We start from the raw sequence: 13553 nt of genomic DNA, 5'->3' as shown, positions 1-13553 counted from the left end.
TCGTGAGTTGCTAATTATAAATATGTCATTAACGGCAGGCATTGGCACGCCTGCCTTTTAATCATGATGCAATTGCATATCAAGGAATTTAAGCATGTGGTACAGAACGGGAAAAATTAATGTTGTCAGCAATGGGACATCCGTCGCAGGGGTGGGGACGCAATGGGCTGACGCAAAAAATGGCGTGATGCCTGGGACGATTTTGCTGGCTCCAGACAATCAACTTTATGAGATTAAATCTGTAAGTAACAACAATCTCTTTGTATTAAGTTCGCCTTATGCAGGCTCGACGGCCACTGGGCAAGATTACGCGATTATCACTACTTATGAAGGTGATATCAGCCAGTTTTCCGCAAGATTGTCGGCTTTGCTAACTTACTTTCAAGGAAGCCGCAATGATTTGATGAATTTATTGACTTCATCAGGTGATGTCACCATAGAAAAAGACGATGGGCAACGCATTATCTTGCCGGGATATAGGAAAGTGCTCGATAGCATGGATGTCACGGTTAAAAAAGTCATTAATAACACTCGTTGGAAGATGCCTGGTACGGCAAAGAACCCAGGGTGGTATTTGCTTGGTGAAATCAGCAAATTTACGCAAGGTGGAAGTACGCTAAAGATCGATGTTACCGGCGGACCAGGTTATAACGGAGCTTGGATCCATAATGCGATGGCGAGTATTGTTATACGTACCGGTGATGGGCAAATTTCGACTGTCAACGCAGCTGGACGAGCGGGGGTGACATGTTGGAACGCACTGCAAGAGCGTGCGGCGGTCATTGACGTTTGTTTGATTGAGCGAACGGCGAATATGTATGAGGTACATGTCAATCTTGGTAGCTTTATCAATCAGTGTTTCTATGAGATTTCTAGCGTAGATATGGCTATGGTCGATAACTGGAATCATGTCGCCACCAAAGATAGCGTTATACCTGAGAGCCCTCTGGGTAAAAAAGTGATTGCGAACTTGACCGATGCAACTGTCGTCGATCGTGATTATCTCGACAGCCGGTTGATTTCAAAAGGGGAGTTTGGTCTGGGAGCAGGTGCCCAGCATAAAGATGATGCTTTTCAACGAATTTACAACATGTATCGAGTGACGCCGGCCTCTGACAATGCTCCACTTCCCAACAACATTTTTGGCTGTGTCTCGCTGCCGATCGATGGTGGCCCAACAACAGGGTATATGGCTGTGGGCTCATCGGGAGCACTCTTTACCGGTGTATCCAACTCGGTATCGGCGGGGAAAATCAGCTGGGGGCGAACCTTCGGTGATACCTGTTTGCCTACGGTATCGGATATTTCCAACCTGAAAGATTGGGGATTGACCTATGGTGTCACGGCAGCCAGAAAACTGGATTTTAATGATCGATACTTCTCGCGCAGAGGAATGGTAGGAACGGATCCTTTGGGGAATCCGTTCAAAGATGTCGGGACGTATTTTCTGGATGTGTATGGCTGGAAAGCCGGTCAAGAAGACACCAAAGAAAATTATCGCGCGGCGCAAACTTGTTACGGTTATGGGGTGTCGGGAAACCAGAGTGGGAAGATGTTTTTGCGTACCTGGAATGGTACCGAGTGGAGCAAGTGGTTCAAGGTTTGGACAGAGGCCTCCACGATCACGGACACCAATGGATATCTCAAACCCGCCTCCCCGGTAGTCAAGCTCTTTAGTGATGGCCGCAGCGTATTCAATGAAGACGTTCTGGGGGTAAAAACGGAGAGGCTCAGCGAAGGGGTTTACCGCATGGCAGGGACGCTCGGATTCAATGCCGACCCAATTTGGGGGGGGATAAACGGTGGGATTGAAATCCCATTAGATAGTAACAAGCAAGCATTGATTTGGGTTGATTATCAGGTTGAAACCAATGGCGATATCATCATTCGCAGTTATCACCGTACCTACGACGGTGTTCCTGTTTTCGCGCGGAATATTAAAGAAGGGTATGTGGATGGTCAGCCTATCGACATTCCTGAGGGACGTCATATCGATCTGCGCGTACAAATGCCCGAGTTGCCCATGGCGGCAGAGGTGTAAGCGAGACAACGTCTGATAGGTAGCGGAAAAGGGCGGAACGTCAATGGCAGCAGGAGCTGCCATTGACGTATCGATGAATTATTTATTAAATATTTTATAGTCCAGCGAATAACGGCCGGCGCCGGTTACCGCCAGCAACAGCAAACCGCCAATGATGCTGATGTTTTTAAAGAAGTTGATTTCGTTGCCCATCATTTCCATGCCGGTCATTTTCCAGAACGGGTGACCGATAAATGCGGTGCCCAAAACATACAGGGCGAAAATGACCGCAATAGGGCGAGTAAACAGGCCGAGAATAAGCGCGATGCCGAAAATAAACTCTACCACCACGGCAACGATCGCCGCTAAATAAGGCATCGGCGTGCCGTAGCCTTCCATCGCCGTAACGGTCGCCCCGAAGTTGACCAGTTTCATCCAGCCGAAAATGATAAACAGAACCATCAGTAGAATGCGGGACAGCAGAATAACGCCGTCTTTTGAGCTATCACCCATTTCGAACTCCTTAGCCACTGTCGGAATTATGTTGTCTTGCTGATTAAAGATTAGAACAATTTACGTTTTTTTCTAGCGGCGGCGGGCGGTTGCGCCACTTTTTTCGGCGGACGAGAGGCGTGGTGAAGCCGGCGGCATTGCCTATACTTGAGCCTGGAGCAAAAACAATAAAACAGGCAATGTGAGGCCATGATGGACGAGGAATTGACCGCCGCCGGTTACCGTCGTTATTCCGGCGACAAGATTGACGTTTATTTTAACCGCGCGATATGCCGCCATTCTGCCAACTGCGTGCGTGGCAACGCGGCTATTTTTACCCTGAACCGCCGGCCGTGGATCATGCCGGACAATGCCGATACGGCCGAGGTGAGACGCGTTATCGACACCTGCCCCAGCGGCGCACTGAAATATAGGGAGAAATAATATGGATCTTAAAATACTGGCGGACGAGAAGCGTTTTTACATCAATGACGAGCAAGGCAAGCTGATCGCCGAGATCTCTTTCGTGCCGAGCGGCGACAAGCTGACCATTATCGATCACACCTGGGTGGATGAGTCATTAAAGGGGCTGGGCGTCGGTAAAAAGCTGGTGGCGCTGGTGGTGGAGAAAATGCGCGCGGAGCAGCGTAAAATCATTCCGCTGTGCCCGTTCGCCAAGCATGAGTTTGATACCACGCCGGCCTATCAGGACATTCGCGCCTGAGGCGATAACGGGGCGCGGTGCGCCCCGGTCATTCAGCAGACGCCGAAATCACCGTCTTCGTGATACAGCACCACATCGCTGGCCTGCACCTCCGTGCGCTGTTCTTTACCCAGTTCATTCCAGCTGCAAACCAGGGTTTCGCCGTCGATCGCCACCACGGTCATCTTTGGGCCGCCGGTGGTGCGTTGAACAAAATCACCGATATTGAATACCATGCGTTCCTCCACAACAGATTAAACCTCATCTATTGATAACACAGAATGGCGCTGCCGTTGGCACGAGTTTCGTTATGTATTATTTTATATAACGATTATCACCAAGGAGAGCAGAATAACATGCCGGGATTATTGATGTTTTATGTGGGCGGTACGGCGCCGGGCGCCAATATTGAATTGCACGATGTGCAGTTCGCGGCGGCGGATCGGCCGGAAGAGGCGTATCCGCTGCTGCGTGAAAAGTGGTTCGGCGATAAGCGCAAGGTGCATGTCGACGGCTATGCGCGCATCGACTGGGCGGACGGTTACGACGTGAGTCTGAAGCCCGCACCGTTCGCCGGTGAAGAGAAGCTGTTTTTCGTCAACGCGGGCGGCTACCGCAGCGATGAGCTGGCGGAATTGCACCAGTTCGGCCTGTTTGTGGCGCGCTCCGCCGACGAGGCGAAGGAGAAAGCCAAACGGGTGCTGCTGACGGACAGCGCGCAGCAGCATAAGGACGATTTGGCCGAGGTGGACGACTGCCTGCTGCTGCAGGCGCTGCAGGGTTACCACGTGCATTTGCGGGCCAACCCGCACGGCGAACCGGCCCGACCGCTGTGGCAGGGGTATCTGCCGATCGGCGAACCCGCGTTATAACGCCGCCAGCGCCTGCAGCTGTTGCTGTAACCAACGGCAGGCCTCCGGCCGGCCGTTCTTACGGTGCAGGTAGATTTTGATCTGATACGGCGGCACCGGAAACGGCAGGGGGTGGATATCCAGCGCCGCCGCCTGCCGCAATTTTTGCGCGGCGTAACGCGGCATGCTCATCACCAGCTCGCTGTCGGCGACGATGAACGGCGCCCCCAGCAGCGAAGGCGTGCGGATGGCGATATCGCGCTGCAGCCCCAGCTTATCGAGCTGGTAGTCAATGACGCCTCGCTGTTCGTTCCACGGCGTCACCACCAGGTGACGCGCCCGCAGGTAGTTTTCCAGCGTCAGTGCGCCGTATTTTACGCTGAACGCGGGCGAACTGACCGCCACATACTCATCCTCCAGCCAACTCACTTCGTCGATCTCCGGGTAGCTTTCGCCGTCGGTTTCGGTAAAGCCCAGCGCAAAGTCGATGCGCCCCGCCAGCAGATCGTTCAGCGCCACCTTGCGCTCGGAATAGCGCAGCTGGAACGACAGCCCCGGCGCCAGGCGTTGCATCTGCGCCATCAGCGCGGGAAACACCGCGAAGGCGGTGTAATCGGTAATGGCGAAGGTGAAGCTCTCCCGGCTTTCGGCGGGGACGAAGCGCGGGCGCGGATGCAGCCCTTTGGAAAGCAGCGCCAGACTTTCGCTGACGGTCGGGGCCAGGCTGTCGGCATACACCGTCGGGTGCATGTCGTTGCCGACCCGGTAGAACAGCTCGTCCGCCAGCGCCTTGCGCAGCCGGATCAGCGCGTGGCTCAGCGCCGACGCACTGAGAGCCAGCTCCGCCGCGGCGCGCGTCACAGACCGCAGCCGATAGACCGCTTCGAACACCAGCAGCAGGTTGAGATCGAGACGCTTCAAATCCAGATGCATAACATTCATTACCTGTTGATAAAAATGCAGTTCATACAGTATTGGAGGCGCGATATGCTGGCAAGCACAGCCATCAACTCACACGGGATTTGCCATGACCATTGAGATTTACCCGGCGCAAAAAAGCGACGCCAAACTGATTCTGGATATGATTATCGAGCTGGCAGTGTACGAAAAGGCGCGCGAGCAGGTGCTGGCCAGCGTGGAAGATATCGAACGCAGCCTGTTTGGGCCGGGCGCCTGTTCCGAAGCGCTGATTTGTACGGTGAACGGCGAGCCGGCGGGTTATGCGGTGTTCTTTATGAGTTACTCCACCTGGCTGGGTAAAAACGGCATCTATCTGGAAGACCTGTACGTAGCGCCGAAGCATCGCGGCGCGGGCGCCGGTAAAAAGCTGCTGCGGCACATCGCCAAGCTGGCGTGTGAGCGGCAGTGCGGCCGCCTGGAGTGGAGCGTGCTGGACTGGAACCAACCAGCCATCGATTTCTACCTCAGCATCGGCGCGCAGCCGCAGGGCGAGTGGGTGCGTTATCGCATGGAGGGCGAGGCGCTGACGCATTTCGCGGCACACGGGGCGGCGTTGCCGGCATAATAACCGTTGGGGGGAGGCTGCCTCCCCAACTGTAGTGGTGTGAATAGTTTACTGCGGGTGGTTCAGATCAGGATCGTGCGGGTTTGCGGGCGGCGAGAATGAAGATCATCGGGCGCTCCTGCTCTTCGTCCAGCGCCGGGTTAGCGGCGATTTGCTGCGCGCTGGGGCCCCATTCGTTCAAATGCTGGATGATAAAGCCTTGTTGCGCCAGCGGGTTGATATAGCTGCCGAGCGTGCGGTGCTGCTTGATGACACCTTCCGCCAGCCAGTTGGAAACGCGCTGGCCTTCTCGCTGGTAGCCGTTCACCGGCCAGGATTTCTGCCCTTTGCCGTCGGTCAGCCAGCCCTGTTGCGCCGGGGCGGTGTAGATCGGGTGCTCGGCGGTGAAGATGAACTGCCCGCCGGGTTTCAGCGTGGCGTAAACCGTGGCGAACAGGGCGGGCAGATCCTCGAGATAGTGCAGCGTCAGCGAGCTGTAGACCAGATCGTAATTTTCCGGCGGCAGCTGCAGCTGCGCCAAATCTTGCCGACGGTACTCGATGCCCGCGTCGGCGGTCATCTCCTGCGCCTTGGCCAGCATCTTTTCCGAGACGTCCAGCCCCAGCACGTCGGCGGCGCCCTGTTCGCGCGCGCTGCGGCAGAACCAGCCGTAGCCGCAGCCGAGATCGACCACGCTTTTGCCCTGCAAATCCGGCAGGATACGGCGAATGGCGGGCCATTCCGGCGCGCCGTCCAGGCCGTGCTGCGAGCGGCTGAGCTGCGCGTAGCCGTCGAAGAAGGCCTGATTGTCATAGATGTTTTGCGTCATGATGACTCCTTAGGGGGAATGACGGCGGCGGAATGCCGCTGCCTTACCGTGCATAGTGCTGCATAATTCTACGCTGACAACATGAATAACGGGAATGATGATGGACATGATTTCGGTGCGGCACACGCCTGAGCTGGCGCCGCGTGCCATTGCGTATTTTCAGCGGCGCTGGGCCACGGCAGAGACGCTGATAATGTATGAAGACGCTATCAACCGCAGCCTGGGCGCCGCCAATCCGCTGCCGCAGTGGTACCTGCTGATGGAAAATGACCGGATCCTCGGCTGCGCGGGGCTTATCACCAACGACTTTATCAGCCGCGGGGAACTGTATCCCTGGCTGTGCGCGCTCTACGTAGAGGAAGCGCAGCGCGGCCGGGGCTGCGGCGCCAAACTGATTGAGCATGTGGCGGCGGAAACCCGCCGGCTGGGCTTCCCGCAACTGCACCTGTGCACCGATCTGGAAGGCTACTACGAGCGCAGCGGCTTCGTTTATAACGGGCTCGGGTATCACCCCTGGGGCGAAGCCTCGCGGGTCTATTCGCGGGTGCTGTGATCGCCCTCGCCGGGGGCGCGTAAGACAAACCTGACTTTTCTTTTCGTTCACCTCATCGCGCGTCGCGGGTTACACTGGCCGCTTGTTCGCCACCGACCGGGTTAATTCGCCGCCGTGATGAGAGTGCCACGTCAGCTACAGCAACGCGTTACCGCCTGCATCGCCATTATGGCGGTGCTGTTGCTGTTTGTGGCGCCGGTGGTGTCGAAATCGCTGATGCACCACCCGATGATGGGCAGCATGGCGCAGACGGACGCCGCCATGCCGCACGACATGCACGCGATGGCGATGCCTGCCGCCGAGCATGCCGGCCACCACGGCATGGATCCTGCGGAGATGATTTTCTGCGGCTATTGCGAGCTGCTGATCCACGTGCCGCTGCTGCTGTGGACATTCGTCCCGCTGCTGTGGCTGATGGCGCGCATCGCGCGCCTGCCTTGCGTGCCGCGCATCGTTTCTCCGCCCATTCGGCGCCTGACTCTGCGGCCGAGCCCGCGTGGGCCACCCGGCCAACCGTTTTTCCCTATTGCTTGATCATGGGTAACGCCGTCCGTATCGCTGCGGACGGTTTGCCTGCGCACACAGTTTGAAAAACGAGAAAGGCCATGACCTCAATAACCAAAACTCCACCTGCCGCATCGCCGCGTGGCGCGATGCTGAACCTGATCAGACGGCTACATTTTTATATCGGCCTGCTGGTCGCGCCTTTTATTCTGGTCGCTGCACTGACCGGCACGCTGTATGTGCTGACCCCGCAGCTTGAAGAGGCGCTGTATCGCGATGCGCTTTTCACCGAACCGCACGGGCAGGCGAGATCGCTGGCTGACCAGATCGCCGCCGCCCGCCGCGCGGTGGGTGACGAGGCGCGCATTTACGCCGTGCGCCCGGCGCCCGGTGCAATGGACACCACACGCGTACAGTTCGCGGGCGCCGATCTGGGCGCTTCCGAGTCGCGCGCGCTGTTTGTCGATCCTTATACCCTGGCGATCAAGGGCGATATGACGGTGTACGGCACCTCCGGCGTGCTGCCGCTGCGCACTTGGCTGGACAAGCTGCACAGCAGCCTGCTGCTCGGTGATCTGGGCCGCAACTACAGCGAGCTGGCGGCCTCCTGGCTGTGGGTGGCCGCGCTGGGCGGCGTGGCGCTGTGGCTGACGACGCGGCCGAAGCGCAAACTGAAAAGGGCTAAAGGGGGCTTCGCCGCCAGCCGCCATTGGCATGTCACGCTGGGCGTGGCATTGCTGGCCGGGTTGCTGTTCTTCTCGGCTACCGGGCTGACCTGGTCGCAGTGGGCCGGCGGCAACATCGACGCGCTGCGGGCCAACCTGGGCTGGCTGACGCCGCAGGTCAACACCAGCCTGCAGGCCGATGCGCCGCAGACGCCGGCCGATCCGCACGCCGAGCACCGCGGGATGATGCCGGGCATGAAGATGGGCCCTGCCGCGCAGAGCAATGCGCTGAACGGTGATTGGGATCGGGCGCTGCACGCCGCGCGCGCCTCCGGGATCGACGCTGCCAAGGTTGAGCTGCGCCAGCCGAAAGGCGAGGGCAAGGCCTGGACGGTAACCGAAGTGGATCGCAGCTGGCCAACGCAGGTGGACGCGGTTGCCATCGCACCGCAAAGCTTCACCGTTGTCGACCAGGTGCGGTTCGACACCTTCCCGCTCATCGCCAAGCTGACCCGCTGGGGCATCGACGCCCACATGGGCATTCTGTTCGGCTTGCCGAATCAGCTGCTGCTGGCGGCGTTCGGCCTCGGGCTGTGCTTGATGGTCGCGTTGGGTTACCGCATGTGGTGGAGTCGCCGCCCGGCGGCGGGGGCACAGCATCCGGTGCATACGCTGATTGCCGCCTGGCTGGCGCTTTCCCTGGCGGCGCGTGCCGTCACGCTGCTGGTGGCTGCGGCGCTGGGTTATTGCCTGCCGGTGATGGGCGTGAGCCTCGTGGCGTTGCTGCTGGTGGACGTGTGGCGCTGGCGCGGCCAGCGGCAAGGCCACCGGGACGAAACGCCGGAAGCGGCCGCCCGCCGCGCCGAGGTGCGTAAGTTCCGCGCGGCGGTGGCGACTGTGGCGGTAGCAGTCGGCTGCGTGATGGGCCGAGCGATCCTCGGCGGCACCGTCGAGCAGTTCCAACTGCCGATCGGCGCCTGGAGCGCCCAGATGGTGATCATGCAGAGCCTGATGGTGCTGCTGTATACGCTGGTGTTCACCCTGCTGCTTTCCATTCCGCTGTGGTATTTCTTCCTGGGGGAGAAAGAGGGGCGGTGAGGTAGCGTCCGGCATGCCTGCGGGCATGTCGGATATTTGGGAATGGGGCTTAAGCACGTATCATCTCACTGGATAGGCAATTTCCACTGAAAGGAAGCGAACGATGACGTTTGAACAACGAAGGGACAAAGCGATAGCGCTGATGGAGGAAAAGAAGATGTGGCGGAGCAACTACGCGCCGCCAATCTTGCGCCTGCTGTGGCGAATGGACGTGAATATGCCACCGCCGCCGTTTGCGCCTTTCTGGCTGAATATGCTGTTCTTCGGCATTTGGTTTGGCCCGCTGTGGGGCGTGCTGATGTGGTTCATGATATGGAAAAATCAGGGATACACCGGTGAAGAGGCCCTGACATTAAGCCTCGCCGCCGGCCTGTTGTTTGGCTTTTTTATGGCGCTTTTCCACTACAGGCGGAAAAAGGCGAACAGGCTGCCGGACTGGAACGATCTTTGACACGTTAGTGAAGAACAAAAACAAAAAAGCCCGCAACCGAAGTTGTGGGCTTCTTTATTTATTATCGCCGGATCTATCTGGGGCACTGGTGGTTTATTTGGTGGGGTGGCTGGGGTTGGGCTGATATATATATCAGAATACACGTGATTTTCATTGGTTCAATCGGGTCGCCGTCGTCATGGGAATATATCTTTGTGCTTACTAGTGATCTCCATCACTTTCCGAATCACCAATCTGCTGTTAACATTTGGTAATGTATTCTGTAAGGTTTTTTGATTGCTACTAATATAATAAATTCATGATTTGTTAATGATTTCATTTTTAATTATTGTTTTTGGAAGGTAATGGTGATGTACGAAGTGATTTGTCAAAAAGATCTTTATTCTGAATGGGTTGTGCGCAGTAGTCTATACTGGATGACTCCGCTTGCCCAGTGGAAACTCTGTGAGGATATATCCTCTTGGACAATCTCTTTTGAAAGCGATAGCCCCGAATGCCTCTATGAATTCGAGAGGCTGCTGAATGATTACACTTTGCGAGAAAAGTTACATCATAAAACAGGGACTTTGAGAGATTCTATTGTCCATAAAGTGCTTCGTAGTATCGATGAAAGGCTTTCGTAATGGAATTGATGCCCTTCAATTTTGACAGATTGCCAAATGGACAGGTCTTTATAAGCAATCTCGCTGGTTTTCATCACTTCATCGATGAGCAAGAGCTGCTTGATCTAGCCAATGAGCAAATCAGTGCGGAGCAATCAAACGCACTGGAAAGTAAGCTTTTCATAACCACCGAAAGCTCATCTGCACTAACCCCTTATGCTTTAAGTGCCGCTTTTGCAAAACGATTGATGAATGAACTTGCGGTCAGACCAATTTTCATGATTGTGCCCACACTACGCTGTGATCATACCTGCAAGTATTGCCAGGTCAGTAGAGCTTCTGTGAACGCCTCTGGTTATGATCTAAATCCCGATCTCATCCCTGATATTATTTCGACTATCAAAAAACTATCAACGCCACCTTACAAGATAGAGATACAGGGTGGAGAGCCACTCTTGCGGTTCGATTTAATTCAGTCCATTTATGAGCAATGTGCTGAAACGTTGGGAAGCACCGATTTTGAGATGGTGGTAGCATCAAGCCTGTCTGTCTTGAATGAGGATATGCTTGAATGGTCGAGAGATAGGAACATCACGTTCTCTGTTTCGCTTGATGGTGAGGAAGTTGTTCACAACAGTAATCGAATTCTTGGTCATGGGCTTGCTTTTAGTAGAACAGTGTCAGGGGTAGAGGCTATCAAACGGTCTTTAGGCGCTGGTCGCGTTGCAACGGTTACTACAGTTACTAAAGATCTTATCGGGCATCCTGAATCGATCGTCCAGGCTCACTTATCTCTTGGCCTCAAGGATATGTTTATCCGACCTGTTAGTCCCTATGGATTTGCACAAAAAGCATCGTTCACTTTTTCTATGGACGAATACTTCGGTTTCTATGCCTCGCTGATAGATGAAATCCTTAAGATCAATAATGAAGGAATAAGGGTTGTGGAACATTCAGCTTCCATTCATCTGAAAAGAATCTTCAATCCTGGCTTTAGTGGTTATGCGGATTTGAAGTCCCCAAGTGGGGTCGTGCTAAACAGTATTCTTTTCAATTATGACGGCCGAGTATATGGTAGCGATGAAAGTCGTATGTTGCAGAAGGTAAATCCTGAAACGGAGTTTAGTGCGGGGGAGGTTAAAACGTTATCATTTTCAACGAGTCCTTACTATAACGCGGTATTGAGTTCATCGTTCAATTTTGCTCTACCTGGTTGTGATACATGCGCATATCAACCATTTTGCGGTGCAGATCCATGCCAGAATATAAGTGTGCAGGGCGAGCCTGTAGGTGATAGGAGTCGTTCAACGTTTTGTCAATATCACAAGGGGATGTTCAGGTATCTGATGAATTGCATCTCAGAAGGTGGCCTGAAGGCTGAGATGCTAAAAGGATGGGCATATGTCTGAGGTTATCAGGAACGATATCTTTCATTTTGCTTCAAAAAAGAATGTGCCCACGGGGTTCTATCGGTTATGCAAACAAAAACCAGTGAATCCTTTATTCTTTTTGCCCAATTTGCTGGTGGTTGCTGAAGGCAATAATGCTGTCATTCTGCCATGCTTTAATTACTCTGTTATTAGTACTGAATTATTTGAGTCAATTGAAGATGGAGATATTGGGATAATCAACAATGGCAATATGGTACGTGTAATTCTGTCCCGCAGAGCCAATCATAATACTGTCTTAGTAACGGAACGCTGCAATAACCTGTGCCTGTTTTGTTCCCAGCCACCAAAGAAAGCAAATGATGACTGGCTACTTACCCAATCAGCTCTTGCTATAGCTTCATTTGGTTTGAATGGCGTTGTTGGGGTCAGCGGTGGTGAACCTTTGCTGTATGGAGATGATTTCCTTCACTTCATTGATTTTATCATCGAGAATTCACCAGATACTGCTTTGCATGTTTTAACAAACGGACGCAAATTCGCTGATACCAACTTTACTCAGGAAATGGCAAAGCGAAGCAAAAAGATCAAAATCACCTTTGGTATCCCGCTCTACTCATCAAGACCACTTGTGCATGATCATCTTGTAGGGAGTGATGGTGCATTTAATGAAACGGTTAAGGGGTTAATCAATGCAGGAAACTCAGGGATTAATATCGAACTTAGAGTTATTCCGACACTGGCTAACTATACAGAATTGGATGATATTGTAGAGTTCGTTGGCCGTGTGTTCTCTAACATCAATCAGATTTCCCTTATGGGGCTGGAATCTATCGGTTGGGCGCGAAAGAACTGGTCAACAATCTTCATTGAGCACAGCAGTTATAGTGAGAAAATAACCTCCGCCATAGACGCTGCACACAGATCAGGCATACCTCTAATAATTTTTAATTATCCTTTGTGTCATCTTCCTGAAAGAGCCTGGGAGTTTTCTGCTCAGTCGATCTCTGATTGGAAAAATTACTATCCTAAAGAATGTGATGAATGCACTCAGAAGTCTTCCTGTGCTGGTTATTTCAGTTCCTCAACAGGCCGTTTTCATCAACCACCGAGACCAATTTTATGAAAAAATTTAATTTTGCTGCTCTACTTCCGGGATTTTTGGCACTCAATAATTCTGTATGGGCAAGTGATTCATCTACCGGATCAAGTGATTTGCCTGGTATGACTCTTAATGAACATGATTTAGTGATAGCCCCACTTAACACCGAAGTTCCATTCTACATTGCAGGGCATCGCAGTCATAGCTCCCATCGGAGCCATAGTTCTCACCGTTCATCATCAGGTGGCGGGTACTATGGTGGCAGCACTCCTTATTATACAAAAACATACAGCTCACCAAGCTCATCAGGGTCTTCAAGTTCAGGAACAAGTTCCTCATCGTCCTCTTCCTCTGTGCGTTCGCTTCGTTCTAACGACAATAACAACTCTACTACTACGAATTCTGTTGGAACTACAGAAGCTAACCGTGCAAGTAATGGGCTGACTTCTGGTGCAGAGAAGCGTAAGCGCTTAATCATGCGGGTTCAATTCGCTTTGCTGGACAAAGGTTATTACAACGGGAATATTGACGGCATTATGGGGCCTTCCACAAGGCAGTCTGTGAAAAATTACCGGATTGCGTACGGGCTACCAATTCCTGCAACTGAAACACTCGATATTCAATTATTGAACTCATTAAATATTCTTGCCCGCTAAATAGTAGAGAGGGATTGGAATGAAGATTAATCTCTCGATATATAAAGGAAAAATATGCGATGATGGCATTGATAAATTTTTGAATTTGGAGAGAGTAATAAAGCGTTAAACCCCGCTGCGGCGGGGTTTTTTTGG

The 13553-nt window shown here is 53.4% G+C and carries 17 protein-coding genes; 13 read left to right on the top strand and 4 right to left on the bottom strand.

Features of this window, described 5'->3' with window-relative positions; genetic code table 11:
* The first annotated feature begins 94 nt into the window (after positions 1 to 94).
* Positions 95 to 2041, top strand: coding sequence for a hypothetical protein (locus EGY12_RS02210; protein WP_123892433.1), 1947 nt, complete (start codon positions 95 to 97; stop codon positions 2039 to 2041).
* Positions 2042 to 2119: 78 nt separating this feature from the next.
* Here the strand turns inward: EGY12_RS02210 and EGY12_RS02205 are convergent, their stop codons facing one another.
* A complete protein-coding gene (locus EGY12_RS02205) occupies positions 2120 to 2533 on the bottom strand; it encodes a DoxX family protein (RefSeq protein WP_016929826.1) in 414 nt (137 codons plus the stop codon).
* A gap of 192 nt (positions 2534 to 2725) precedes the next feature.
* Here EGY12_RS02205 and EGY12_RS02200 point away from each other — a divergent pair, with 192 nt between their 5' ends.
* Together EGY12_RS02200 and EGY12_RS02195 are read left to right on the top strand one after the other, a co-directional pair.
* The gene (locus EGY12_RS02200) at positions 2726 to 2956 is read left to right on the top strand and encodes a (4Fe-4S)-binding protein (RefSeq protein ID WP_123895542.1); all 231 of its coding nucleotides are present in this window, start codon (positions 2726 to 2728) and stop codon (positions 2954 to 2956) included.
* A 1-nt stretch (position 2957) separates the two neighbouring features.
* On the top strand, positions 2958 to 3236 hold the full coding sequence (locus EGY12_RS02195) for a GNAT family N-acetyltransferase (RefSeq protein WP_123892432.1): 279 nt from the start codon (positions 2958 to 2960) through the stop codon (positions 3234 to 3236).
* 32 nt (positions 3237 to 3268) lie between these two features.
* Here EGY12_RS02195 and EGY12_RS02190 read toward each other — a convergent pair whose 3' ends face one another.
* Positions 3269 to 3451, bottom strand: coding sequence for a YodC family protein (locus EGY12_RS02190; protein WP_123892431.1), 183 nt, complete (start codon positions 3449 to 3451; stop codon positions 3269 to 3271).
* A 120-nt stretch (positions 3452 to 3571) separates the two neighbouring features.
* Here EGY12_RS02190 and EGY12_RS02185 point away from each other — a divergent pair, with 120 nt between their 5' ends.
* Complete coding sequence (locus EGY12_RS02185) at positions 3572 to 4087, top strand: DUF1543 domain-containing protein (protein WP_123892430.1); 516 nt, start codon at positions 3572 to 3574, stop codon at positions 4085 to 4087.
* On the opposite strand, the gene EGY12_RS02180 is transcribed toward EGY12_RS02185, so the two are convergent.
* Complete coding sequence (locus EGY12_RS02180; protein WP_123892429.1) at positions 4082 to 5008, bottom strand: LysR substrate-binding domain-containing protein; 927 nt, start codon at positions 5006 to 5008, stop codon at positions 4082 to 4084. The two genes, EGY12_RS02185 and EGY12_RS02180, sit on opposite strands and share 6 nt — an antisense overlap.
* A gap of 85 nt (positions 5009 to 5093) precedes the next feature.
* On the opposite strand from EGY12_RS02180, the gene EGY12_RS02175 reads away from it, so the two are divergent.
* Positions 5094 to 5591 (top strand): GNAT family N-acetyltransferase, encoded by a 498-nt coding sequence (locus EGY12_RS02175; protein WP_123892428.1) that lies wholly within the window; start codon positions 5094 to 5096, stop codon positions 5589 to 5591.
* 67 nt (positions 5592 to 5658) lie between these two features.
* On the opposite strand, the gene EGY12_RS02170 is transcribed toward EGY12_RS02175, so the two are convergent.
* Positions 5659 to 6399: a bifunctional 2-polyprenyl-6-hydroxyphenol methylase/3-demethylubiquinol 3-O-methyltransferase UbiG gene (locus tag EGY12_RS02170; protein WP_123892427.1), complete on the bottom strand. Its 741-nt coding sequence runs from the start codon at positions 6397 to 6399 to the stop codon at positions 5659 to 5661.
* A 100-nt stretch (positions 6400 to 6499) separates the two neighbouring features.
* Here EGY12_RS02170 and EGY12_RS02165 point away from each other — a divergent pair, with 100 nt between their 5' ends.
* From EGY12_RS02165 to hxsA, 8 genes are all read left to right on the top strand, one after another.
* On the top strand, positions 6500 to 6952 hold the full coding sequence (locus tag EGY12_RS02165) for a GNAT family N-acetyltransferase (RefSeq protein WP_123895541.1): 453 nt from the start codon (positions 6500 to 6502) through the stop codon (positions 6950 to 6952).
* Between the two features lie 117 nt (positions 6953 to 7069).
* Positions 7070 to 7486 (top strand): DUF2946 domain-containing protein, encoded by a 417-nt coding sequence (locus EGY12_RS02160; protein WP_253722960.1) that lies wholly within the window; start codon positions 7070 to 7072, stop codon positions 7484 to 7486.
* 71 nt (positions 7487 to 7557) lie between these two features.
* Positions 7558 to 9219 (top strand): DUF2534 family protein, encoded by a 1662-nt coding sequence (locus EGY12_RS02155; protein WP_172962894.1) that lies wholly within the window; start codon positions 7558 to 7560, stop codon positions 9217 to 9219.
* 103 nt (positions 9220 to 9322) lie between these two features.
* Complete coding sequence (locus tag EGY12_RS02150) at positions 9323 to 9670, top strand: DUF6404 family protein (protein ID WP_123892426.1); 348 nt, start codon at positions 9323 to 9325, stop codon at positions 9668 to 9670.
* 350 nt (positions 9671 to 10020) lie between these two features.
* Positions 10021 to 10293: a His-Xaa-Ser system protein HxsD gene (gene hxsD, locus EGY12_RS02145; RefSeq protein ID WP_172962893.1), complete on the top strand. Its 273-nt coding sequence runs from the start codon at positions 10021 to 10023 to the stop codon at positions 10291 to 10293.
* Positions 10293 to 11681 (top strand): His-Xaa-Ser system radical SAM maturase HxsB, encoded by a 1389-nt coding sequence (gene hxsB, locus EGY12_RS02140; protein ID WP_123892424.1) that lies wholly within the window; start codon positions 10293 to 10295, stop codon positions 11679 to 11681. The genes hxsD and hxsB overlap by 1 nt, the downstream gene beginning before the upstream one ends.
* Positions 11674 to 12786: a His-Xaa-Ser system radical SAM maturase HxsC gene (hxsC, locus tag EGY12_RS02135; protein WP_123892423.1), complete on the top strand. Its 1113-nt coding sequence runs from the start codon at positions 11674 to 11676 to the stop codon at positions 12784 to 12786. The genes hxsB and hxsC overlap by 8 nt, the downstream gene beginning before the upstream one ends.
* Positions 12783 to 13418, top strand: a complete 636-nt coding sequence (hxsA, locus tag EGY12_RS02130) for a His-Xaa-Ser repeat protein HxsA (RefSeq protein WP_123892422.1) — start codon at positions 12783 to 12785, stop codon at positions 13416 to 13418. Before hxsC ends, hxsA begins: the two co-directional genes overlap by 4 nt.
* Positions 13419 to 13553 lie beyond the last annotated feature (135 nt).

It is taken from the genome of Serratia sp. FDAARGOS_506 (assembly GCF_003812745.1).
Classification (GTDB): Bacteria; Pseudomonadota; Gammaproteobacteria; order Enterobacterales; family Enterobacteriaceae; genus Serratia.
The sequence above is the reverse complement of the archived record's forward strand: the minus strand, read 5'-3'. Positions and strand labels throughout refer to the sequence as shown.